The organism is Rossellomorea aquimaris (assembly GCF_008180865.1).
Lineage (GTDB): Bacteria > Bacillota > Bacilli > Bacillales > Bacillaceae_B > Rossellomorea > Rossellomorea yichunensis.
In genome coordinates this window covers 593,629-618,217 of sequence record NZ_VTEX01000002.1, presented here as the reverse complement: position 1 = coordinate 618,217, position 24,589 = coordinate 593,629, and the positions used below count along the sequence as shown (strand labels likewise).

At 43.1% G+C, this 24,589-nt stretch carries 24 protein-coding genes; 18 read left to right on the top strand and 6 right to left on the bottom strand.

Going from position 1 to position 24,589, the window contains the following annotated elements; all coding sequences use genetic code 11:
- Positions 1 to 172: 172 nt before the first annotated feature.
- Positions 173 to 1,471 (bottom strand): MFS transporter, encoded by a 1,299-nt coding sequence (locus tag FZC88_RS10625; protein ID WP_148994834.1) that lies wholly within the window; start codon positions 1,469 to 1,471, stop codon positions 173 to 175.
- A 377-nt stretch (positions 1,472 to 1,848) separates the two neighbouring features.
- Between FZC88_RS10625 and FZC88_RS10620 the strand changes: the two genes are divergently transcribed.
- From FZC88_RS10620 to FZC88_RS10590, 7 genes are all read left to right on the top strand, one after another.
- Positions 1,849 to 2,370: a DinB family protein gene (locus FZC88_RS10620; RefSeq protein WP_148994833.1), complete on the top strand. Its 522-nt coding sequence runs from the start codon at positions 1,849 to 1,851 to the stop codon at positions 2,368 to 2,370.
- A 46-nt stretch (positions 2,371 to 2,416) separates the two neighbouring features.
- Positions 2,417 to 2,833, top strand: a complete 417-nt coding sequence (locus tag FZC88_RS10615) for a RidA family protein (protein ID WP_148994832.1) — start codon at positions 2,417 to 2,419, stop codon at positions 2,831 to 2,833.
- Positions 2,834 to 2,850: 17 nt separating this feature from the next.
- Entirely contained in the window at positions 2,851 to 3,456 is a 606-nt protein-coding gene (locus FZC88_RS10610) for an FMN-binding negative transcriptional regulator (protein WP_148994831.1), read from the top strand.
- 436 nt (positions 3,457 to 3,892) lie between these two features.
- Entirely contained in the window at positions 3,893 to 4,927 is a 1,035-nt protein-coding gene (locus FZC88_RS10605; protein WP_148994830.1) for a cyanophycinase, read from the top strand.
- 259 nt (positions 4,928 to 5,186) lie between these two features.
- Positions 5,187 to 6,698, top strand: a complete 1,512-nt coding sequence (locus tag FZC88_RS10600) for a spore germination protein (protein WP_148995160.1) — start codon at positions 5,187 to 5,189, stop codon at positions 6,696 to 6,698.
- A gap of 35 nt (positions 6,699 to 6,733) precedes the next feature.
- Positions 6,734 to 7,822, top strand: a complete 1,089-nt coding sequence (locus FZC88_RS10595; protein ID WP_148994829.1) for a GerAB/ArcD/ProY family transporter — start codon at positions 6,734 to 6,736, stop codon at positions 7,820 to 7,822.
- A complete protein-coding gene (locus FZC88_RS10590; RefSeq protein WP_187443579.1) occupies positions 7,819 to 8,973 on the top strand; it encodes a Ger(x)C family spore germination protein in 1,155 nt (384 codons plus the stop codon). Before FZC88_RS10595 ends, FZC88_RS10590 begins: the two co-directional genes overlap by 4 nt.
- Before the next feature lie 80 nt (positions 8,974 to 9,053).
- Here the strand turns inward: FZC88_RS10590 and FZC88_RS24470 are convergent, their stop codons facing one another.
- The 3 genes from FZC88_RS24470 to FZC88_RS10575 all read right to left on the bottom strand — a co-directional run bounded on the left by FZC88_RS24470 (position 9,054) and on the right by FZC88_RS10575 (position 12,023).
- Positions 9,054 to 9,182, bottom strand: a complete 129-nt coding sequence (locus FZC88_RS24470) for a hypothetical protein (RefSeq protein ID WP_397541182.1) — start codon at positions 9,180 to 9,182, stop codon at positions 9,054 to 9,056.
- A gap of 262 nt (positions 9,183 to 9,444) precedes the next feature.
- Positions 9,445 to 10,467 (bottom strand): DUF3231 family protein, encoded by a 1,023-nt coding sequence (locus tag FZC88_RS10580; RefSeq protein ID WP_148994826.1) that lies wholly within the window; start codon positions 10,465 to 10,467, stop codon positions 9,445 to 9,447.
- A 722-nt stretch (positions 10,468 to 11,189) separates the two neighbouring features.
- Positions 11,190 to 12,023, bottom strand: a complete 834-nt coding sequence (locus tag FZC88_RS10575; RefSeq protein WP_148994825.1) for a YitT family protein — start codon at positions 12,021 to 12,023, stop codon at positions 11,190 to 11,192.
- Between the two features lie 146 nt (positions 12,024 to 12,169).
- On the opposite strand from FZC88_RS10575, the gene FZC88_RS10570 reads away from it, so the two are divergent.
- Both FZC88_RS10570 and paiA read left to right on the top strand, forming a co-directional pair.
- The gene (locus tag FZC88_RS10570; protein WP_148994824.1) at positions 12,170 to 12,622 is read left to right on the top strand and encodes a MarR family winged helix-turn-helix transcriptional regulator; all 453 of its coding nucleotides are present in this window, start codon (positions 12,170 to 12,172) and stop codon (positions 12,620 to 12,622) included.
- A 15-nt stretch (positions 12,623 to 12,637) separates the two neighbouring features.
- On the top strand, positions 12,638 to 13,156 hold the full coding sequence (gene paiA, locus FZC88_RS10565; protein WP_148994823.1) for a spermidine/spermine N(1)-acetyltransferase: 519 nt from the start codon (positions 12,638 to 12,640) through the stop codon (positions 13,154 to 13,156).
- A gap of 235 nt (positions 13,157 to 13,391) precedes the next feature.
- Here paiA and FZC88_RS10560 read toward each other — a convergent pair whose 3' ends face one another.
- A complete protein-coding gene (locus FZC88_RS10560; protein WP_148994822.1) occupies positions 13,392 to 13,889 on the bottom strand; it encodes a DinB family protein in 498 nt (165 codons plus the stop codon).
- Between the two features lie 127 nt (positions 13,890 to 14,016).
- On the bottom strand, positions 14,017 to 14,778 hold the full coding sequence (locus FZC88_RS10555; RefSeq protein WP_148994820.1) for a DeoR/GlpR family DNA-binding transcription regulator: 762 nt from the start codon (positions 14,776 to 14,778) through the stop codon (positions 14,017 to 14,019).
- 220 nt (positions 14,779 to 14,998) lie between these two features.
- Here FZC88_RS10555 and FZC88_RS10550 point away from each other — a divergent pair, with 220 nt between their 5' ends.
- The 9 genes from FZC88_RS10550 to FZC88_RS10515 all read left to right on the top strand — a co-directional run bounded on the left by FZC88_RS10550 (position 14,999) and on the right by FZC88_RS10515 (position 24,580).
- On the top strand, positions 14,999 to 15,751 hold the full coding sequence (locus FZC88_RS10550; RefSeq protein ID WP_148994819.1) for an ABC transporter ATP-binding protein: 753 nt from the start codon (positions 14,999 to 15,001) through the stop codon (positions 15,749 to 15,751).
- On the top strand, positions 15,744 to 17,366 hold the full coding sequence (locus FZC88_RS24245; RefSeq protein ID WP_222928940.1) for an ABC transporter permease subunit: 1,623 nt from the start codon (positions 15,744 to 15,746) through the stop codon (positions 17,364 to 17,366). Before FZC88_RS10550 ends, FZC88_RS24245 begins: the two co-directional genes overlap by 8 nt.
- Positions 17,367 to 17,435: 69 nt before the next feature.
- Positions 17,436 to 18,428 (top strand): extracellular solute-binding protein, encoded by a 993-nt coding sequence (locus tag FZC88_RS24240; protein ID WP_222928939.1) that lies wholly within the window; start codon positions 17,436 to 17,438, stop codon positions 18,426 to 18,428.
- Positions 18,429 to 18,441: 13 nt separating this feature from the next.
- Positions 18,442 to 19,536: a 2-aminoethylphosphonate--pyruvate transaminase gene (phnW, locus tag FZC88_RS10540; RefSeq protein ID WP_148994817.1), complete on the top strand. Its 1,095-nt coding sequence runs from the start codon at positions 18,442 to 18,444 to the stop codon at positions 19,534 to 19,536.
- Positions 19,533 to 20,363, top strand: coding sequence for a phosphonoacetaldehyde hydrolase (gene phnX, locus FZC88_RS10535; RefSeq protein ID WP_148994815.1), 831 nt, complete (start codon positions 19,533 to 19,535; stop codon positions 20,361 to 20,363). Before phnW ends, phnX begins: the two co-directional genes overlap by 4 nt.
- Positions 20,338 to 21,693 carry a (R)-1-hydroxy-2-aminoethylphosphonate ammonia-lyase gene (gene pbfA, locus FZC88_RS10530; RefSeq protein WP_148994813.1) on the top strand — a complete coding sequence of 452 codons (1,356 nt, stop codon included), beginning with the start codon at positions 20,338 to 20,340 and terminating at the stop codon, positions 21,691 to 21,693. Before phnX ends, pbfA begins: the two co-directional genes overlap by 26 nt.
- Before the next feature lie 302 nt (positions 21,694 to 21,995).
- Positions 21,996 to 22,424, top strand: a complete 429-nt coding sequence (locus FZC88_RS10525; protein ID WP_148994811.1) for a YwqH-like family protein — start codon at positions 21,996 to 21,998, stop codon at positions 22,422 to 22,424.
- On the top strand, positions 22,425 to 22,724 hold the full coding sequence (locus tag FZC88_RS10520) for a DUF5344 family protein (RefSeq protein WP_148994809.1): 300 nt from the start codon (positions 22,425 to 22,427) through the stop codon (positions 22,722 to 22,724).
- A 20-nt stretch (positions 22,725 to 22,744) separates the two neighbouring features.
- On the top strand, positions 22,745 to 24,580 hold the full coding sequence (locus FZC88_RS10515; RefSeq protein WP_187443578.1) for a T7SS effector LXG polymorphic toxin: 1,836 nt from the start codon (positions 22,745 to 22,747) through the stop codon (positions 24,578 to 24,580).
- Positions 24,581 to 24,589 lie beyond the last annotated feature (9 nt).

Here is a 24,589-nt window from a genome sequence, read left to right as displayed (position 1 = left end):
TTGTGTGTTCGGCATATGCATATGCTTTCAGGGGAATGTCACGATACTTCCCTTTATCAAAACGAATGAGGTGAAACATGACATTGGGCCTGCCCCCCTGTACACCAAAGTGGTAGTACATCGGGGATCAGGCCCTTTATTGCAGTTACCTTATTCATAAAACTCCTTTGTATCAGCCAGTTTGTTTGGAAGACACAAGAAACCAAATCATTGCTGGAATAAGTACAAGTGAAACGATTCCCCCACCTATCGAAAGGGCGGGATAACTGGAGAAAGCAACGATGACCCCCGATAGCACACCGCCAGTTGCACCTGCTAATGCGACAAAGACGTCCACCGTTCCTTGGGTTTTTGCCCGGGTAGCAGGATCTGTCGAGTCGACAAGAATGGCTGTTCCGCTGATCAATCCAAAGTTCCAGCCAAGTCCAAGAAGTGCCAGTGCAATGGCAAGAATCAGGATTGAATCGGTTGGTGCCATCGCTGCCAGGATTCCTGAAGCAAGAAGCGTCAGGGCAGATGCAAGAACCATGGGCATCCGCCCGATCTTATCAACAAGTACCCCGGTAACGAGTGAAGGAAGGTACATCGCACCGATGTGAATGCCGATAATTAGACCGATGGCCGTTAACCCATGTCCATGATGGCCCATGTGGACAGGTGTCATGGTCATGACGGCGACCATGACGATTTGAGTCAAAATCATCACTGTCGCCCCAAGGAAAACACCCCGTTGGTTTCTTTCGGAAGAAGTGATTATTTCAGTCGCAATACTGTCATCCTTTGTTTTCGGTGCTGTAGAAAGAGCTCTCGCCACGAAATATGGGTCTGGACGCATAAAAGTAAATATGACAATCCCGGCAAGGGTGTATGCAGCAAATGCCAGAATGAACGGTCCGCCCAGGGGTGGAATGCCGATTGATTCGGCAAACCTCCCCATCACATCAACCAAGTTAGGGCCGGCGACTGCACCGAAAGTGGTCGAGACCATGGCAAAACTGACCGCGGTGGCTCTTTGTGAAGGTTTTGCCAAGTCTGTCCCTGCATAGCGCGTCTGCAAGTTAGTGGCAGTACCCGCACCATAGATCAACAGAGAGAAGAAAAGAAGGATAATCGAATTGGATACAGCGGCAGCGACGGCCCCCATTGCACCAATGCCACCGATCAAGAAACCGACAGAAAGTCCGATCCGTCTTCCATAGCGCTGGGACAGCCGTCCAACAAAGAGGGCAGCCCCGGCTGAACCCAGAGTGAATAGGGCAACCGGCATGCCTGAGAAGCTGTCCGTCCCCAGCATATTCTGAGCGAGAAGGGCCCCTACCGTTATCCCGGCAGCAAGCCCTGCGCCTCCAAAGATTTGAGCGATCATGATGATCATAAGCGTTCGTTTATATAGAACTTGTTGATGTTCGGAAGAGTCCTTACACCTTGTAATGGCTTCTTCATTATTTGTAAAACCAGAATTCATCTTCATCCGCTATCCATCCTATTCTGGGGTATTAGTTTGATTCGTTTATTAATCTCCTAATTTTCTAAAGAATGATAGAAGTATATTTTATTATATTCCTATTCAGGTATGTAAGTCCAAGGGGACATGTCCCTTGGACAAGTGAGCCATGGAACGTGCAGGTGGCTCTTTTTCATGAATACAACAAGGATTTCATTTCCCTGTGTCGAACTTTACCTCTAGGGTAAATACCTCGAGATTCGTCAGCTGACAAGAACAACACCGGGGTATAACTGAATTTCAACTTACCGGTGAAGTATATGATATTCCTTCCCAAAGAACATGATGTCAAAGGATCCGTTTCGAAGGGAAGGTTCTTGTAATCCATTAAAGGAGGAAAGCTTATGAACTTTATATTAAATGAAGGAATACAGGTCTTGGATAGAACTCCAAAGACCCTTGAATATTTCCTTTCCGGTTTGTCGAAAGGATGGTTGGAGTGTGATGAGGGGGAAGGGACCTGGAATGCCATTGGAGTTGTGGAGCATTTAATCGAAGGGGAAAAACACAATTGGATACCGAGGTTGAAGATGATCTTCGAAGAGGGTGAAAGTACGGTGTTCCCTGTTTTTGATCGTTTTTCACATTTAGAAGAGTCTGCTCCAAAGAGTCTTGAGGAGAAGATCATGGAATTTGCTTCCCTCAGAGCAACAAATGTGAATGAGTTAAAAGAGTTAGCGGCTCGGTATACCCTTGATGCAACGGGTATGCATCCTGCTTTTGGCAAGGTCAGCGCCCGTGAACTAATCTCCACTTGGGTGGTCCATGATTTGACCCATATTACTCAAATTGTAAGGGTGTTTTCCAATCGTTATATGGAAGATGTGGGGCCATGGAAGGAATATTTAGGGGTATTGAACTCTTAAACATGAGTGAGTCTTCGGATTCGTCAAAATAAATGGAGGGAACAACATGAACAGAAAAATATCATTGATTCGATCAGCACATTTAGCACATGTTGATTATGCATACGCTTCAAGAGTACCTTCGGACATGGATCTCCTGTTTTTGGCTGGAGCCTGTCCTCTTAATAAAGAAGGGGAAGTTCCTCATATCAATGATTACGAACTTCAAGGCAAACTGTGTGTGGAGAATATGAAGGAAGTACTGAAAGAGAGTGGTGCCTCCTTGAAGGACGTGGTATATACCCGGGTCCTTGTAGCTTCTCTGAATCAGTCAGATTTATTAACGGCTTGGAACGCGATAAGAGAAGAGTTTGGGGATCATGACGTCCCGAGTACGTTATCAGGAGTGACTGTACTGGGGTACACAGATCAATTGGTGGAAATCGAAGCGATCGCAGCAGTAGAGAAACGAACAAATGTATAGTTGGAAGGAGGATCATTATGTATATTCCAAAAGATTTTAAGGTCACAGATGAATCGGTTGCCTACGAAATCATGAAAGAACATAGTTTTGCGACTCTTTTTTCTCAACACGATGGATTGCCATGTGCCACTCATATACCCTTAATAGTAAACAGGAAGTACTTATACGGACACTTTGCACGCCCGAATCCTCAGTGGAAAGATATTGAAAATCAAACCGTCCTGGCGGTTTTCCATGGTCCCCATTGTTATATCTCACCGTCCTGGTATGAGACGAATAAAGCAGTGCCGACCTGGAATTACGTGACCGTCCATGTGTATGGAGAAGTCGAGCTTCTGAGGGACGAAAAGGAGTTAATGGAATCATTCCATGATATGGTCATGAAGTATGAAGCTCCTGACAGTCCATACAGATTACAGGATGCAGGTGCTGAGTATCTCGCTGGTATGAGCAAGGGAGTTCAAGGTTTCAAAATGAAAATCAGTAAAATAGAAGGAAAAGCGAAGTTGAGTCAAAATCATTCCTTACAGCGACAAGAGCTGGTGATCAATCAACTTGAACAAATTCCATATACAGATGAGCAACAGATTTCATCATTGATGAAGGCTAATCTAAGAAAGTGATGTTTGAATCACAGGATTGGTTCAGTAATAGTATATAAGTCTGCTTTCTAAATTAGATTTGGTTGATAGGAAGCTTCTATACATCTATGAAAAAACAAGGGTAACTCTATTTGTCTATTTGTTTAACCTGTTTATGCCTAGGGTGATTTTATACTTAGTCATTTCTGCTACGATTATTTTGGTTACCTCCTTCTTTATTTTAAGGAAATCGGGGTTAAGATGTCATGCATTCTACTTGATAGGATTTATAGTTAAATGGCTATTGGGGTTAAATGGTTTTTTTTAGAATAACCTAAAAGACATTAAAAAAGCAGATTAACTCATTAAAATACTGAAAATTAACAATTTTCAAATTGGCATAAAACTTGCACTTAGTTTAAGTGTAGGGAAGATAAGACGTCCCTACAAATAATGAAGTGTGGGGAGTGCAAGAAACATGAAGAAATATTTGAAAATGGCTGCAACGATTGGTTTGTCATTGGGATTATTGGCTGCTCACGGGCCTGCTGAAGCAGCAAGTAAGGATTATACGTATTACGGCTATGGAGACACGACAAACATTACCCGATCTACCACTTATGGGCTTAACTTAATGGGTGGGTCAACAGATGTGGATGAAGCAATGCTATGGATGGCGGAAAAGGCAAACGGGGGGGACTTTGTTGTTCTACGAGCATCTGGTGGTGATGGCTATAATCAATATGTGTACGACTTAGCCGCAAGTAACGGTGTTCCCTTAGACTCAGTGGAAACCATTGTATTAAATAATCGCAATGCTGCGTACGATTCGTTTGTAATTGATAAAGTATTTAAAGCAGAGGCCGTTTTCTTTGCGGGTGGTGATCAGTCTTTATATGTGGACTATATAATAGATACACCACTTGCAGATACATTAAATGATTTAATTTCAATCTACGATGTTCCAATAGGTGGGACGAGTGCAGGACTCGCGATTCAAGGACAATTTGTATATGATGCGAGAAACGGTTCGGTTTATTCAGATGAAGCATTAAGTAACCCAAGCAATCGTTACATGACGTTTACACGCAACTTATTAGATAACCCTTATTTAACAAGCACCATCACGGACACGCATTTCGAGCAATGCGACCGTATGGGGCGATTTGTTGGGTTTATGGCTCGTAATATCATGGACGGTTGGACGACACAGGCAAAAGGGATTGCCGTTAACGAACAAACTGCTTTATTAGTGGAAGCAGACGGCTCAGCACGTGTTGTATCTCAACCGGGAAGTACGGATGCCGCTGTATATATCGCTCGTACAACAGGTGCACCAACAAGTGGCTCACGCTCACCATTAACAATGAAAGACATTGAAATGGTGAAGTTAGAAACAGGTGATACATTCTCCTTCCCGACTTGGACAAGCAGCAACGGCCTGAAATATAAATTAAATGCTCAGAATGGTGTATTGACGTCAACGACCGGAAATATTTACGGAAATCAATAGGAATTTCATTTTTATAATGATCCTCCGAAGTAATTCGGGGGATTTTTTTTGATTTAACCGCATTAAGACGTGGAAGCAGTTGAAAACACTGATATCATCTACCCTCGGAATAAATCCTTACTTTAAAGAGAAACTAGATGAGAGCAAGCTTATTTAGGAGGTTTGTTTAGTGGATTTTCTTCATAAGGTCATTGGATTCCTTCCCGATTTTAACGTATTCGTCTACGCCATATTAACGTTGATCGTACCCATTATCATTATGAAAATAAAGACCTTACTTACTGGTGCAATAAATCAACCCGGCCCACCAAAACAGAAGGAATCAACCCTTAAGATGACAAGCGATCTATCTGAGAATGTATCGATGATCAATGAAGTGCTGGGAGAAAATAATGATATCATAACCCGGGAATTTTTCATGAATGATTCAAGAGCTTCGATCATCTTCACGAGAGGGTTAGTGGATACAGCCATTATCAATAATAATATTTTGGACCCCCTCATGTTCAACACGATAGATGACGAGAGGATCCCTTATTCTCTTAAAGAAATGCTTCCTGTGAGTGAATGTCATGAGGAAACGGATATACATACAATCACCTCCTATATTTTAAGAGGGGAAACAGCATTGCTTCATGAGAAATCTACTGAAGCAATCATTTTAAAGACAAGTGAATCAAAAGATCGGAGTATTGAAGAACCTGTAACCGAGCAGGTGGTGAGAGGTCCCAGAACGGGTTTTAATGAAAATATTAATGATAATCAAGCCATTCTAAGAAAAGCCGGTGTGAATAAGGATCTCAGGTTCATTAGCGTCCAGGTTGGAGAACGATTTAAAAAGGAACTGGTTATCGCCTATATAGAGGGGATTGCCAATGAAACCATCATACAGAACGTGAGGGAGAAGATTGAATCGATTCACATCGATAATGTACCGGAATCTGGATATATTGAGGAATTTATTGAAGAGAATACTTTCTCACTTTTCCCGCAAATTCAAAGCACGGAACGACCTGATCGGGTGATTGCTGCATTGTCAGAGGGGAGAGTAGGCATCTTGCTGGATGGTACCCCATTTGTTTTGATTGCTCCAGTCACCATCAATATGTATCTGCAATCACCAGAAGACTATTATGCTCGATGGATTCCCGGCTCATTGATCCGGTTGTTACGATATACGGCCGCTTTCATATCGGTCTTCACTCCCGCTTTATATATTTCCTTTGTCTCATTCCATCAGGGTCTGATTCCAACAAATCTGGCCATTTCCATTATAGGCTCACGTGAAGGAGTGCCATTTCCTGTTCTCATTGAGGTTCTGTTAATGGAAGTTTCGATTGAAATATTAAGGGAGGCAGGGTTGCGTTTACCAAAACCCATCGGCCAAACCATTGGGATCGTCGGGGGGCTTGTGATTGGAGAGGCTGCGGTGCAAGCAGGTATCGTTAGTCCGGTTACAGTCATTGTTGTGGCCATAACGGCGATCTCATCGTTTTCACTCCCGCAATATACGCTAAGTATTTCATTACGTATCCTACGATTTATAGCCATGTTTTTAGCTGCTACTCTGGGACTCTATGGTGTCATCGTCTTTTTCCTTTTTTTCTGTATTCACCTTGTCCGGTTAAAAAGCTTTGGAGTCCCGTTCCTCGGCCCTGCAGTACCGTACCAAATCAGCGACTGGAAAGACTTTTTAATCAGGCTGCCGATCCAATCAATGAAAAAGAGACCCGAAATTTTGAAGCCTGGCGACAAAATCAGAAAAGGGTAGTCATGGACTTCACTTATTGAAAGGACTTGTCATGAATGAACTTGAATCAACAGGAAATTAGTCCTACTCAAGCGATCATCCTCATTATTAACTTTGTTCTTGGAGTCGGTATATTAACGCTTCCAAGGACCGCTGCTGCTGAAGTAGGGACGCCCGATATCTGGATAACCATTATCATCAGCAGTATTTTTCCCATCATAGTAGGGATGATCATTTTAATCCTTAACAACAGATATCCTGACAAAACTTTTTTTCAGTATAGTAGAGAAATTGTCGGGAGAATATTCAGTGTCATCCTTGGGGTAACAATGATTATTTATTTCCTTACACTCACCAGTTTTGAAGTAAGGGTTATGGCTGAAGTAACCGAAACCTATTTACTTGAGGGGACTCCCATTCCAGTTTTAATTGTATTATTTCTTTGGCTTGCCTTTTATTTAAATACGGATGGAATTAATTCCATTGCACGTGTGTTCCAGGTGATTTTCCCCCTTACCGTCATCATTTTCATCTTAATTGCCACAATGAGTTTAGGTTTATTTGAAATCAATAACCTGCGCCCTGTCATGGGAAATGGAATCCTCCCCGTGTTAAAGGGCGTTAAGACAACGTCACTGTCTTACATTGGGATTGAGCTAATGATTATTTTATCGGCCTATTTAACGGATCCCAAGAAGGGGAAAAAGATTGTTTTTATTGGAGTATTACTACCCATGATTTTTTACCTGGTTACAGTCGTTATTGTCATAGGTGCATTATCAATAGATGGGGTAGGGAATCTTGCCTGGCCGACTATCTCTCTCATCAATTCGTTTGAATTTCCAGGCATCTTTTTTGAACGCTTTGACTCGCTATTTTTGATCGTATGGATACTACAAATATTCGCTACGATCTCCATCACGCTTTATGTTGCCTCTCTTGGTATTTCACAATTATTTAATAAGGACATAAAGGTGTTTCTGCTACTATTTCTTCCCATCGTATTGATCATCTCCATGGTCCCGAATGATATCCACCAATTATTCGCATTAGGAGATTTGCTTGGAAATGCTGCGATCCTTTTATTTGGTATACTGCCAATCCTATTATTAGCGGTCTCTTTCTTAAGGAGGAAATTCAATTGAAGCATGCTGCATATCTTTTCTTCTTACTCACTGTTCTACTGTTGACAGGATGTTGGAGTTCTAAGGATATTGAAAAATTGGACCTTCTATTGGGCGTGGGGATCGATGAAGGGCAAAGGAATAGTCATGAGTATTCAGGAGAGGATGTAATGGATGTGACCTTTCAACTTGTGAATGTGTCCGGCAATCAATCTTCTAACACGTATTCAGGTAATGCAAAGCCTTTTGTTAATGTGAATGAAACAGGTGGATCATTACTTGAGGCCGCACGGGAAGTTTTACTAAAACGAAAAAACACTTTGAACGGGCAACATCAAAGACTGGTTGTATTAAGTAGTAAAATAGCCCAAAAAAGAAATATCAGAGAACTATTGGATTTCTTCATTCGTGATCCCGAGGCAAGGATGAGTTGCCTGGTCATGGTTACGGATGGATTGTCCAGGGACATCATGAACACGGAAACAAATGAAATTCCTGCGGTGCATATAAAAGAGATTTCAGATCATCTTAAAAAATCGAATAAGCTAATTGAACCCATGACTTTTTCCAAAATCAATGCAACGATGGAAGCGAAATCAAGCTTTCTTCTGCAAAATATAGAGAAGAGAAATAATGAAGTCATTCTCAGTGGCGCAGCTGTGATTAAAGGGGACACTCTCACTCAAGTAGGATTTCTAAATGAAGAAGAATTGGTAGGAATGAATTGGATAACGGCTTTAACAGATGGAGGAATCGTAAAGATCAAGGAAGAAGGCAGTAACAAACCGGTTACATATGAGTTGGAAACCGTCGATAGCAAAGTCAAACCTCTACTAAAGAATGGACGAATATCCTTTCAAGTTGATACTAAAGTAAGCGGGCACATATCGGAACTGCTCGCAGAAACGGATGAACTCACCAAGAAAGAAAATATAAAGGACCTAGAAAAACAAATAGAAGAAAAAATCAACGAACAAATAAAAAAGAGTTTAGAGAAAATCCAACAGGACTTGAAAGTGGATGTGTTAGCATTTCACGATTACGTTAGAATTCAACACCCGGACTATTGGAAAAGTCATAAAGATGACTGGGAAGATACTTTCAGTCAGGCTAAAATCGATTATCAAGTAGATGTCCAAATATCTTCGTTGAATATGAATATAAATGAATAAATAAAATGTATTCTAGGTAAGTATATAATGATAAAAAACGCCAAGGTTTCCTTCCAATAAAGGATCTTTGGCGTTTTGCACTATTGGTGCAAGCAGACCTTCCATTCTGCTACTATCAGTCCTTCTTTTGTCGTAATGGATCCGAAGTTCATGTCCCATTCCTGCAAGTATTGGACAACTGGTCTCAACCCTTCCCCAAGAGGGGTCAACTCGTATTCTACTTTGGGTGGAATGACGGGATAGACCTTAACATTTATTTGGTTTGTAAAACAAAATAACCCCTCATGGAGGTTTATATGGATAAATGGGTGAGGGTAGGGAATGTGGATGTAGCGTATTCCGTTGATGGAGACGGACCGGGATTGAGAAGGGCGTTTAATTTCTGAAAGAATATTTGAATGACCTCGATTTATGCAAAAAAAAATGTCCTGCCTCTTTGAATCAAAAGGTGAGGACATTTTAGTCGATTCCCTACTCAGGATCTTTGGATTTAGACAACTTTTCTTTATCTATTGTACCTGGTGGTTCTTCCAACCATTTATTCTTAATCATTATATTTGCACCGTCTTTTGCATATTGTCCTATTTCCAATGAAAGTCTTTCATAGATAAGAACTAAATCATTTCTCTGACTTGCAGCTGCTGCAGTTGAATAATTACCCACCCCAGATGCGCTTAAAAAAGTCATAAGAAATAATGTTAATTTATCTGAAAAAGGTGGAGTCGTCTCGTTTGTAATGGATACGTCTGAAGACATAGGAGATTGTATATTATTATCCAGTAATTTTTTTGAAAATATCTCAATATGCTTTTTTGCAATATCGCTTCCTCGTAACATCCATTTTTGGACATCCTCACGAGGCGAGGTTTGAGCAAAACTTATTGCGAGCTTTGTTCCAAGTACATTGGTTTTAATGTTCATAAATAAATATGAAATTTCAATAGCATTTAAAGGGCGTTCCTTATTAAAAAAGGAAAAACCAGATAAATAGGATTTATTGTCGACAAAATCGTTTCTAGTGGGATATGCAATATAAGGTGCTTTAACATATAGCCCTTTAAGAAGAGCGGCATCAGTACATGCGTCAAACAATTTTGTTGTCTCATGTAATTGTTCAATTAGATAAGTTCTTATGTCTTTTCGAGAAACCATTGAAATAAATCCGCCATAGGCAATTAACCCTGATTTTGACATAAGGTCTAAAAAAGTTAACATAAATTCATCCGTATATAACCTGGGTGCATTTAAATTAACATCTTTTTCAATAGCAAATCCATTAGGTAAGAGCAACCCTTCATCCTTAAAAATAAGAGTGATTTTCTCAATATGTGTTTTTGTAATGGTTCTTGCATATCCAACAAGCGGACGTATTTCTTTATCCTTTGCATGAACATAAAAATATTCTAAGATGCAGTGAGCCATGGTGTCATTCATATAAGCAGACCAAAGGGTGGCAATTTCAGCCGAAGTTAATTTGATTTTGTCTGTTGACATGGTTATCCTCCATTGGAAATGGTTAAGTAGATATATTCTTTACATTTATGAAGAATATTATTAGTAGGAGGTTTACATTAAACTGGCTTTACTTTCACTCCAACCTCTAACCGAACTGAAAATTTGTCGTTTAATTACGGATTAATGATCAAGATGTTGAAAGCTTACAGATTGTTTTGTACAAAGCATAGGTAGGTGGCCAACTGGGAAAGGAATCTGATAAGGAAGAGGACTGGAGATGAAAATCGTATGGGTGTGTTGCCTTTCTCAGCGTAGTATGTGAGAATGCTGACCAAGGAGTCCTGACTTTAAAAAGTGATACGGGAAACGAGAAGGAAACTGAAGGGGATGGTTATCCTATTATGAATCCAACTAATTCGATGCTCTCATGTAAAAAGATTTCTCACAAACGGCTCATATAATGGCATTGTTGGCTCATATATCAGAATTCCTGCTCATATCTCGCCGGAAATGGCTCGTAAAGAGCGAAAAAAAGCCTCACATAATGGGTGAGGTGATGAGAATTGAAGTTGGAGACCCATAAATAGGTCAATATGACGGTCCTTTTAATATGAAAACTAGAGCAGTTTCCTAAAATTTACTCAAAATCTAATAGAAAACGAGCTATTTTAAATAAAATTAGAGTATAAGAGACAAGTCACAGGTCAAGGTGGACCAAGTAAACGGGCCCGCGGCAACCGCCACGGGCCATAATCTATTTCTTATGTCTTCGGAAACGTAAATCCTTCCCCGAACACATCCCTCACATCATGGACCACCACAAACGCTTTCTCATCAATGTGCTGGATCATCTTCTTTAAGAGGAAGAGCTCCTGCTTATTGATGACCACATACAAGATATCCTTGGATTCTTTCGAATAATGACCTCTTGCATTAATGACGGTCACCCCGCGGTCCATTTCAGCGCTCACTTTTTCAGCGATGGCGTCGGTATGAGCGGAAATGATCGTGACGGCCTTTCGGGTATCGAAACCATCAATCAAGTAATCCAGGATCTTCGTACTGATATAGATGGAAATTCCCGTGTACATGGTATTCTCTACCCCGATGACAAACGATGAACCGAGAACGACCACAATATCGAACACGAACATCGTTGTACTGACGGCCCAGCCGAAATGCTGATTCAGCATGCGGGCAATGATGGTGGATCCTCCCGTCGTCCCACCTGAACGCAGGACAATCCCGAGACCTAATCCGATGAACACACCGGCGAAGACCGTGCCGAGCATGATATCGACGGACTTCCCCATGCCTTCAGTCAAATGAATGAAGAGAGAGGAAAAGAAAATCGCAAGCATGGTGTACCAGGTCACGCGTTTATTTAATACTTTATAACCGATCGCTAAGAGGACCCCGTTCATGACGAAGTTCGTGATACCCGGTGACCATCCCAATACATAATAGAGGGTCATGGATATACCTGTCACGCCGCCTTCCCCAAGCTCATTCGGGATCGCGAATAAGTTCACGCCGAGGGCAAAGAAAAGGGACCCTATAATAATCAACGTAATTTCCTTCACAGTCGTATTCATTTCATCACTCCGTTCTATTTGAATACTAGGATACTATAGCACAGGGAAACTTCATGAGGAAGCACTGTTTTTGATTTTTTGTTGCAAATGCAATAAAGTTAGGATAGATTTAAAATATATTATTTACTAAAAATAAGGAGTTCATTATGAAAGGGATTCTTCGTGAAATTGGAATGATTGCAAGGGCGCTGGATTCGATCAGTAATATAGAATTTAAGGAATATGACCTGACAAAAGGGCAGTATTTGTACCTTGTGCGTATTTGTGAAAACCCGGGGATCATTCAAGAAAAGGTTGCTGAGATGATAAAAGTGGACCGGACAACAGCATCTCGTGCCATAAAAAAACTTGAAATCAATGGTTTTATTGAAAAGAAAGAAGACAATCAGAACAAAAAAATTAAAAAGCTTTTTCCAACAGAGAAAGGGGAGACGGTCTATCCCTTTATAAAAAGGGAAAATGATCATTCCGATCTTATGGCATTAGAGGGGTTTTCCGATAGTGAAGAGGAAATGATTTTAAATCTTCTTCAAAGAGTAAGGGCAAATGTCGAAAAGGACTGGGAATATGTTAAAAAAGGAAATAAGAGAAAGTATTGAAGAGAGGAGCCGCTTATGACGATCATGTTAAAAAAATGTACCCTTGAAGATGCACGCACCCTTCAAGAAATTAGTTATGACACATTTAATGAGACCTTTAAGCATCAGAATACACCGGAAAATATGGAGAGCTATTTGGAAAAGGCTTTTAACTTAAAACAAGTGGAAAAGGAATTATCCACTCATTCCTCACACTTCTTTTTTGTGTACGCTCATCATGAAGCCGCCGGTTATTTAAAAGTGAATACTGATGAGGCACAGTCTGAAGAAATGGGGGATGAATCACTCGAAATCGAGAGGATTTATATAAAGAATACTTTTCAAAAACATGGTCTTGGCAAATATCTTCTGCATAAAGCGATTGAAATGGCCAGGGAACATCACCTAAAGAAAATCTGGCTTGGCGTCTGGGAAAAGAATGAAAACGCCATTGCCTTTTATAAGAAAATGGGGTTTGTTCAAACGGGAGCGCACTCTTTTTATATGGGGGATGAAGAGCAAACGGATCTGATCATGACCAAAACACTCTTATAATATTGTTAAAAGGTGGATCGCTATATTCCAAACGACTTTAAAGTCACAGATGAACCGGTGGCTTACGGGATCAGAGAACACCGGCGGCACTTATTAATCAATAAAATGGAAGGACGATTTCCACACATTTATCGCTACTTAAAAACAAGGAGAATACGGTTATTGCGCTGGAAGATGCTATGTCTTTCTATTAAACAAAAAAACAACCGGCAACCGCCGGTTGTCCTCACTCAAATTAACTCTTCTGTGCATTCATCGCTTCCCATTCTTCCTTACTCGGACCATACACGCCGGGAACATTCAAATCAGCCTGTCTCATAAGAGTCGTCAATTGACCACGGTGATGAGCCTGGTGCTGAATAAGCAGACGGAATACGGCTTGCACCGGCATATCCATCCCGAACAGGTTCACCACTTCGTTCATTTTCTCATCTGAAACCTGTTCAGAAACGGCTTCAGCAAGACGAGTACTTACCGTTCTATACGTTTCACTGATTTCTGAGGCAGATGCAGGTGCTTCTTTTCGAAGATCCGGCACTTCAAAGGTGATACCAAGCTGGGCCGGGAAGTAATAAACGGATCCCGTGATATGCCAGGCGACGCTTCCGATGCTGTACAAGTCAGGTGCAACTTCATGTTTCAATGACTCATCCGTCAGTGCATCCAGGACCTTTTGGGTAACGGCGGCTTCTTGTTTCCATTCTTGTACGAAACTACTTACTGTTGTGAACATGGTAATTCCCTCCTTAATGTAATCAACATCATTGTAGCATGTGAAGTGATCATTGTGCTTCTTTTAAGGGCTGACGTTTCTTCCCTAATGACAAACCGCGACGGCCTGGCCAGTCGCGGTTTTTAAATTACTCAGCAATGAGTAACTTCGTCTCACAAGTGCTGAATTCCCCAATCCACTGAGGGCTGACATGCTGATCGGTGACAATATACTCGATCTTTTCAAGTGGGGCGATCCGGACGGTGACTTCCTTGCCGAATTTTGTGTGGTCTGCTGCCACATAGACTTCTTTCGAGATCTCGATGATTTTTTTCCTTGTGACGGCTTCTTCAAGGTTATAATCCGATATGCCTCGCCCAGTGGTGATTCCGCTCGCACAAATAAAGGCTTTGACAATGTTCAACTCATCGAAATTAAAAATATAATCATAGGCGACCACCGAGCTTTCGTGTCTTCTGATTTTGCCCCCGATGATGATAAGTTCGACTTCACTGTTGATGAGTTCCGTGATGACAGGCAGAGAATTGGTCACGACGGTCAGATTTTTTCTATTCTTGATGGCTTTTGCCAATTGGTAGGTCGTGGAGCCGCTGTCGATGTAAATGCAATCTCCCTCTTGAATCTGTTCATTGCATAGTCGCGCGATGTTTTCCTTTTCTTCCAGGTGGCTGACCATTCGATCAGCCATCGCGGATTCCCCTGTGTCAGTTTCGACTAATTTGATCCCTCCATAAATCTTCTCGATCTCATTATTGTCAGAAAGGATGTTTAAGTCTCTCCTAAGTGTATCAATGGATATGCCTAACTCTTCCGTAAGTTCTGCGTGCTTTAGTACCTTCTTCTCTTTTAATAAGTCAATGATTCTTTGACGTCTTTCAAGTGGAAACATAACCTCACCCATTCATTATTGTTACTTGTAGTCTAAGGGTACTGGTGGAATCTTTCAATGATGATCTTGTAAAAATATGAAAACATCTCTGTTAATATATGCAAAAGTTAATTAAAAGTTAGGTAAGATATGTGCAACTTTTACATAACGTTTACACAAAAAGTGACGTCTGTTTACAGAGAGTTTTTATACTGAGGGTGTGATTAAGGAGGTGACGCGTTTGCTTACATTACATGGAGTTCGCAAACAATTCGATAAAAAAGTCGTGTTAGAGGATATCACGATTGACATTAAACAAGGGGAAATCGTTTCGCTTCTGGGTCCGAGCGGGAGTGGGAAAACGACGCTGCTCAACATCATCCTCGGACTGACCAATATGGATGGTGGACGAATTCTCTTCAGCGGGCAGGACGTTTCACATGTTTCCATGAAAAAGCGCGGATTCAATATCGTCTTTCAGGATTATGCGTTATTTCCTAATTTGAACGCGTATCAAAATATCGTGTACGGCCTTAAAAATCAGAAAACGAAAATATCAGAGGCAGAATTGGAGGAATACATTGACTTCCTGGAGCTGAAGCCACATCTGGAAAAACGGATCGGAGAGTTGTCAGGCGGTCAGAAACAACGAGTCGCACTTGCACGGACATTGGTGACCAGGCCGAAAGTGCTGTTACTGGATGAACCGCTTAGTGCACTGGATGGCGTGATCAAGGAGTCCATCAAGGACCGGATCAAGTCGATCGCGAAAGAATTGGGGCTCACGACGATCATCGTCACCCATGATCCCGAGGAAGCACTGACGCTTTCCGATAAAATTCTCATTATTAATGAAGGAAAGGTCGCCCAGTTTGGAACGCCCACGGAAATTATCCAACAGCCAGAGGATGAGTTCGTCCGGGAGTTCATACTAAAGCAATTACAAATTAAGCGAAACAATATTTATGCCCTGTTTGGTGATAGCCATGATTAAAGTGAAATCGGAAATGAGGATCATCTTTTACGCGGCAGTAGGACTGTTTCTAATCTTTTTGGTGCTGCCTCTCATGGTCTTACTGATGAAGTCCCTGGAAAGTGGTCAGGGTTTCACGTTCTCGACGTATCTCGATGCCTTATCCAATAAGGACATATTAACCGCGATCGGGAACAGCTTTAAAGTATCGGCTGTAACTGCATTGATCACAACGGTCCTGGCATTTGTAATGGCCTACTCAATCAATGCAACGAGAATACATCCCACCTTCAAGGGTGTATTGAAGACAGGTATACTCCTGCCCATGCTGCTTCCTACGATTACATACGGGTTTGCCATTATGTACTCCTTCGGAAATCAGGGGCTGTTTTCGAAGCTGTTTGGCTCACCGCTCTTTAATATGTATGGCTTTAACGGGCTGCTTATCGGTTATGTGATCTACACTTTACCGCCGGCGTTTCTCGTCATTCATAATTCATTTCAGTACATTGACAAGAAATTCATCATCGTCTCAAAGCTGATGGGGGACAGTACACTTCGAAGCTTTATGAACACGATTATCCGCCCGCTGTGGGGGACGCTTGGAGGGGCCTTTGTCCTTTCGTTCATTCTCAGCTTTACAGACTTCGGGATTCCCGCCTCCATCGGCGGAACGTATACGGTGGTCGCGACCCTGTTGTATCAGGTGATGCTCGGAGCGATACCGGATTTCAATCAGGGGGCCGTGATCGCCGTACTGATGCTGCTGCCGGCTGTCTTGGGGATATTGCTCCTTCACTATTTGGAGAAATTGAATTTTCATTATGACAAGGTGACGGACACGGAACTGATGCGAAACCGGTGGAGGGACACAGTACTCGGATCACTGTCCTTTCTTATTTTATCAGGAATGGTCGCGACGTTTGCGATTATGTTCATTGCTCCGTTCCTGAAGCAGTATCCGTTCAATAATACGTTTACCTTGGAGCATATCATCGATACGTTCAGCTCCAATGATTTGACGGGAGTCTATAAGAATTCTCTTTACGTTTCCGTACTGACGGCGATCTTAGGAACCATTGTCGCCTATGGAGCGGCCCTGATCAATGGAAGGACAGCTGTGAAGGGGAAATCCGTCATGGACTGGATTGCGATGGTGACGAATACGGTTCCCGGGATGGTGCTGGGACTGTCTTATCTGCTTCTATTCAATGGGACAAGCTTTAAAGGCACCTTTGCGATATTGATCTTCTGTAATTTGATTCATTTTTTCACGACCCCTTATTTGATGGCGAAGCATTCTCTGTCGAAGATGAATCCAGGCTGGGAAACGACGGGGGAGCTCCTCGGGGACAGCTGGTTCAAAACCGTGCGCCGGGTCATCATTCCGAACTCAGCCACGACCATTCTTGAGATGGCGGGCTACTATTTCATCAACTCGATGGTCACCATCAGCGGAATCATCTTTCTGATTACGGCCGAAACGTCATTGGTCTCGAGTAAAATCCAGCAGCTTCAGCACTTTGCCAAGTTTAACGAGATTTTCGTTCTGTCCCTGCTTATTTTCGGAACCAATCTGATCGTCAAGCTGCTTTTGGGCTTTTGGCAAAAAAGAGCATCACTTCAAACGTTTTGAAAGGTGGCGGCCCATGATAGTGGTCGCAAGCCTTGAAAATAAAAAATCTACTCAAAGGGAGAAATGAACATGCTAAGCAAAATGAAAAGAGGGTTTCTACATTTAATGGTGGTATTATGTGTTGCAACGCTGGCAGCATGCGGCAGTTCAGCATCAGGAGAAGAAGAAAAAGTGGTGATCGCAACGAATGGGGATGATGAAGCGGTGGAAGCGATGGAAACCGCATTGAAGGGCGCAGGCTATGAAGGGAAATATGTCCTTCAATCCCTCGGAACATCTGAATTAGGCGGAAAGCTTTTAGTAGAGGGAGATAAAACGGATGCTGATTTGATTACGATGAGTTCCTACTATATTGAAAGTGCTCAGAAAAAGTATGACATGTTTGCTGATTTAACGTTCGAACCGAAGGCATTGGATCAGAATCCAGCCTACTATACTCCGATTCTATCGAATACTGGTTCCATTTTTGTCAACACGGAAATCCTGAAACAAAAGGGCTTAGAGATGCCAACGTCCATCAAGGATTTAGTGAAGCCGGAATATCAAGATCTCGTATCGATCCCGAACATTATGGATTCTTCTACAGGCTGGCTCCTCGTTCAATCAATCATGAGTGAATATGGTGAAGAGGAAGGGAAAGAGATTCTAAAACAATTGATTTCGAATGTCGGGCCGCATCTTGAAAGCTCAGGCTCCGGACCCATCAAGAAGGTGCAGGCAGGCGAGGTCGCCGTTGGATTCGGACTCCGTCACCAGGCAGTGGCCGCTAAGGAAAATGGAGAGCCGATCGACTTTGTCGACCCGACAGAAGGGAACTTCTCGTTAACTGAATCGGTAGCGGTCGTGAAAAAGGATGAAGCGACCACGGAGCTTGCGCAGGAAATGGCAAAGGTCATTATTGAAGACGGACGGGAAGCGTTGATTGAGTCCTACCCGGTGGCGCTTTATGAAGGTGAGACCGTATCTGAGAGTAATAAACCGGCACATTCGAAAACATTTTCTGAGCCGTTGACCGTTGATCTATTGAAAGAACATCAGGAATTCTTTAAATCTGCCAAATAAGGAGGGGGAACCTATGAACGCATATAAGTTGTTAACACCGGGTCCTTTAACGACATCGGGCACGGTCAAAGAAAAAATGCTTGTTGACCGCTGCACATGGGATCAAGACTATAAGACGATCACTCAAAAAATACGGCAGCAGCTGCTTGAACTGGGCGGATGTTCAAACGAGGACTACACGGTTGTCCTCATGCAGGGAAGCGGCACATTTGCGGTGGAGTCCGTCATGATGAGCGCCATTTCTAAAGAGGATAAGCCCCTCCTGATCACCAATGGTGCTTACGGGGAGCGGATTGTCAAAATGGCTGAGGCGATTGGCATGACATTCAGCCAGTACAGTGTGGAGTATGATGAAGTCCCGAAGGAAGATGAGATTAGAAGAATACTAGAGTCAGATCGTGACATTACCCATATCGTAATGGTCCATTGTGAAACGACGACCGGGATCCTGAATCCATTAGAGATGATATCTGATGTATCCAAGCAATATGGGAAAACCCTCATCATTGATGCCATGAGCAGCTTCGGGGGGATTCCAATCAACGTACCGGAGCTTGAGATTGACTACATAATCAGCTCGGCGAATAAATGCATCCAAGGCGTTCCCGGCTTCGGTTTCATCATTGCGAGACGGGATAAGCTGATGGCCTGCGCAGGAAACAGCAAAAGTCTGTCACTCGATTTATACGATCAGTGGAAAGGGATGGACGTGGACGGCAAATGGAGATTCACATCACCGACCCACGTCGTTGCAGCCTTTTCACAAGCGATCGATGAACTGCTGGAGGAAGGCGGTGTTTCCGCGAGGTTCGATCGGTACCAAACGAATAATAGAGTTTTAAGAGAAAAACTAAACGGGATCGGCTTTGAATCCTATATTGCAGACGAGCTTCAGTCGCCGATCATCACATCGTTTATATACCCGACGGACGCATTTAATTTCGAGGACTTCTACACGTACGTAAAAGAAAGAGGCTATGTGATCTATCCCGGGAAGCTGACGGAAGTAAATACCTTCCGTATCGGCAACATCGGGGAAATCTATGAAGACGATATTCAAAAACTTTGCGACGTTATCGCAGTATACATGGGAGATGAGACGGAATGAATAGACTAGAAGCTGTCATTTTTGACTGGGCAGGAACGACTGTAGACTATGGATGTTTTGCCCCTGTCAAGGTGTTTATGGATATCTTCAAACAGGTTGGCATCGTAGTGACCATGGAAGAGGCACGTGCACCGATGGGAATGCTGAAGATCGATCATATCAGGGAGATGCTGAGCATGCCGAGAATTTCCGGTCTGTGGGAGGAAGTGTACGGTCGACCTTTTGGGGAAGAGGATGTAGAAGCTCTTCATTCGACCTTTGAAACGACTCTTTTAATGACTCTCGAGGACTATACGGATCCGATTCCACATGTCATTGACACAGTGGAAAACCTCAGAAATTTGGGGCTGAAGATTGGTTCCACAACGGGCTATACTGGTTCCATGATGGAAATCGTCGTGCCGCATGCAGAGAAGAAAGGGTATCGACCGGATTTCTATATCACGGCGGACGACACAAATTCCTTCGGCCGACCGTTCCCTTATATGATTTTCCGGAACATGGAGGCTCTCCAATTGACGGCACCGTGGAAGGTCGTCAAAGTCGGTGACACGGTATCTGATATGAAAGAAGGTGTCAATGCAGGAGTCTGGACCGTGGGTGTGATTGAAGGGAGTTCAGAAATGGGACTGACTCAAGAGGAGTTTGATAGTCTTTCAGAGACGGAGAAGGACCAGATCCGAGCCAAAGTGGAGCAGGTTTTCTATACGAACGGCGCGGACTTTACGATCCGGACGATGAAGGAGCTGCCGGAGCTGATTGAAAGAATCAACGAAAAGATCGCACAAGGAAAGAGGCCGTATGAGCTTAAACGAATTGAAGCGTGAGGGAGATATAAACAAGAGTTCCTTACGTTCTCAGTGGAATAAGCAGTTATCCGAGCAAAGTACCACGCTCCTTCAGGAGGATGAACGGTCTTTTCTAAAGCAATCGATGTCGACTCCCTGCCTCGAGGCGGTGTCGGATGCGGAAGGCTGTTATATTACGGATGTGAATGGAAAGAAGTATCTAGACTTCCACGGAAACAGCCTTCATCAGGTCGGCTACAAAAACCCGTATGTCGTGGAGGCTGTCAAAAAGCAGGTAGAGGAACTGCCATTCATTCCGAGGCGATTTACTGCGGACATCACGATTCAAGCGGCTCAGGCTCTCGTGAACAAAACGATGTCAAAGGATTATCGGGTCCTGTTTACTCCTTCAGGCAGTGCGGCTGTTGGACTCGCTCTTAAAATTGCCCGCAAGGCGACCGGCCGCCACAAGGTCATCTCCATGTGGGAATCGTTCCACGGGGCAGGACTTGATACGATTTCCGTCGGGGGCGAGTATGTGTTCAAGAAAGACATGGGTCCCCTCATGCCGGGAGTACTGAAAGGGATTCCGTATAATGGATACCGGAATCTCATCAACAGTGAAGATCCTGAAGAGATCGCGTCCTTTTGCCTTCGGTATCTGGAATACATGATCGAAAACGAAGGGAACATCGGTGCGGTCTTACTGGAGCCAATCCGGGCCACCGATACGCATATTCCACCGCGCAGCTATTTTGAAGGACTGGGGAGGATCTGTGATCAGAATGGTATTCTCTTAATCTTTGATGAAATCCCAACGGCCCTGTACCGGAGCGGTACGTTCTACGTCCATCAGCAGTTTGGCGTCGAACCGGACATCCTTGTATTGGGAAAAGGCCTGGGAGGAGGAATTATTCCCCAGGCTGCGGTCCTTGTCAAGACGGAGTACGATTGTGCCGGGGATATCTCCCTCGGACACTATACACACGAAAAACCGGCACTCGGAAGCGCGGCCATCTTAGCTACGATCGACTATATCGATGATCATAAGCTTGGGGAACGCTGTCAGGTACTTTCTGCGTTTATGCGTGACGAACTGAACAAGCTTGCAGAACGCCATGAATGCATTGGAGACATCCGGATCGCGGGACTCTTGATTTCGATTGAACTGGTGAAAGACAAGGGAACAAAAGAAAGACATGATGATTTAGCCGAGCGCGTTTTATACTACTGCCTGGAAAGAGGTTTGTCGTTTAAGGTTTCAGGCGGGAATTGTCTGACGTGGCATCCTCCGCTAGTTGTGACGGAGGAGGAGCTGTGGTGTGCGGTAAGTTTGGTTGATGAGGCGTTCACTGCCTTAGGAAAATAGATTGAGGAAGCAAGGGGAACGCATGACGGTTCTCTTGCTTCAAAAAAGGGGACCACGGGAACAAGTACCGTGGTTCCCTTTTTGAGCCTGTGTGCCAAGGGGATTGGTCATAAAGTCACATTTAGTATGGTGAGAGGTTTTGTTTGTTGTCAATAGTGGTAAAAAAGAACGATGAATATTTTCCTTTTTTTGTCATGGGCTCATTTCGAAATAGAATGAGGAAGAAAAGGGTGGTACGATATCAGTAGCTATTGGGACTTAACAGGTGTTTTAGCGGATCAATCTATAAGGGAGATGCCGATATGGGACTCTACAATGACTTGAACTACATTCAGAGTGTGATCCATTCCCGATCGAGCGATATTCAAGAAAAGATTTCTCGGTTGAGGGAAGCAAAAAGCGCCATTCTGAATGAACAAAGTCAACTACTAAATGAAATAAAGCAAATCCAGCAGCCGGAATTACATAAAAATTGGATGGGTCCGAGGTCCGAAGATTATCATGAGGAACGAGATTCTGCCCTTCAGGCGATGAGGCAAATAGGACATGAAAACTATCACGAATACGTTAGTTCCATAGATTCAAAGATTTACTTATTGGAAGCGCAGCAAGGGGCTATTAGCTTCTATGGCAACCTGGCCAATGATGCAGAATATTTACTTTCCAAAGGTGAAGATTTTTATGATCAGGTTTCCCATAAAATCAGTGACTTGAAAGGGAGGTTATTTTAAATGAATGCGATCCCGGGATCTGGCGGTGGATCAGCGCAGCAAATAAAGCTCAACCATACTGCGGTCATGGCGAAACTTAATGAAGTGATCAACTCCCTGGAACGGCTTCAGCTTAAGCCGCCAGCACAGGAGCAGTTGGGACGGAACAAGCTGAATTATACGGATGCATGGATTCAGCGCGAACAGAACATTCAACTGTTATTGAAGGAATATATCGCCACAGTGGAAAAGAATATTGAAGATACAAAAGCAAATGTAGAAGCTTTAAAACAACAGGATGAAGCCATAATAAGATCCTGATAGAAAGGCAGACGCGACCATTGAAAGTATATGAAGCTCCCACTTTACTCGACGCAATGTCATCACGTCAACATGAATATGAGACATTAAGAGACCAACTTCTTACACTTAAAAGTTCTTTTCAAGCCATTGTGGAACTTGACAATGAATTCCAGGGAAAGGGTGCCGATGCCATTAAAGGCTTCTACGGCGCTCAAATCAATGTCGTTGATATTTGGATTCAACTTGCTGAAAGTAACATCGCTTTCTTCAATGGCATTCAAGGTGACGCAGAAGGGCGAAACCTTGGCAGGGAAACGCTGGAACTTCCATTCCTGGAGGAAGATCTTCATCAAAGCGAGCGACGTTCGGGTGAAATGATCGCTGCACAGCAGCAGGAACTCCAAAGAATCCTCAATCGCATAAGCGACATCCATCCACTGAATGTCTTTTCAAGGGATCGATTCGATACTCATATGGAAGAGGCGAGGAGGCAGCGAGAGGATACACTTGACTCCGTCAATCGATTTGATGAAGAATTAAAAAGGGAATATCAACATTTAGAAGTCAGCGAACAAATACTCGCAGGGCTAATGAGGCAGTTAATGGAATCGTCCAGTCAAGGGAGTCACATCTCACCGCTCTATTTCAACGCGACAGCCTATTATTCCAGTGATGCCTATCAGCTAACGGACGACATCACTGCCCAGACCGACTCTTACTTGAAATTCAAAGAAGCACAAGAACAGGCAAGAGAGCCTAAACCGATCCCGGAAGAGGAAGTCAACGAAAACCCCATCACCGAATCCCTCAACAGTTTCAAAGAAATCGGACAGGATCTCTGGGCCGGGATGGAGAAAAGAAATGAAACCAAATTTGACTCCATCTATGATTTTGGAAACTACATTACGGTTGGCGGACTGGATGTAGGCAAGGGCTTCGCGAGTGGTCTGAAGGAACGCGCTGAAGTAGCAACCGAGTCAGGCTCAGACTTTATCAACTACCTGACGATTGGTGGAATGGACCTTTTCAATGGAGCAGTTAATCCAGATGATTCCTACTCAAAGGAACATTGGTTGAACAGTTTCGGACTGGCAGCACTCCTTGTCGGCGGTGCTAAACCAGGGCTCAACGTGAAAGGCGGCACGAACATATCAACTCCTACACCTAAGACCGTTCCGAAAGTTTCATTGAATCATAGATGGGATCAGATCCGATTAGGAATTAATGATCTTTATAACCGGCCTATGATGGTTGCTGATAATGGGATGTTGGTTGGTGGAGAGCCTGGGTGGAGTCGGTTTTCTGTGGAGAGGACGGTTAATAGGAGAGAACAAGGAACTGGTGATAAGGGTACAGTAAATTCAGATCATACTAATGAAAATTTAGCCAAATCAATTAATGAAGCAGATAGAAACAGATTAGAAGGCTGGAGATTTAGACCGAGCGATGACCAGTACTTGAAATACAAAGAAACATTCGATAATCCTAAATACTATAACCAAGAAACAGGTGATATTAATTGGCCTCCCAATAATGGATTTGATGGTGAGCCAGGAATAAAAGTCCTTGAAGAAGGTGAACGGATTGATCGATATGGGCATCCGAATGGTACTTTTGTATCCCCAGCAGGTATACCTTATGAGCAAAGGGCTTTAGCATTACACAGTGATGGTGCTCCTTACCACGTATATAAAGTTTTGGAACCTTTTGAAGTTGAAGCAGGTATTATTGCTCCGTGGTTTGATAGACCTGGAGGAGGGACCCAATTTTTTACTGGTAACCAAAAGGTATTAGACGTAGACAGTGGAGAAATGGTAGAAGCTACAGTTGAAAATTTGGAGAGACTTGGCTATATACGTGAAATTAGTCAGTGAGGTGACGAG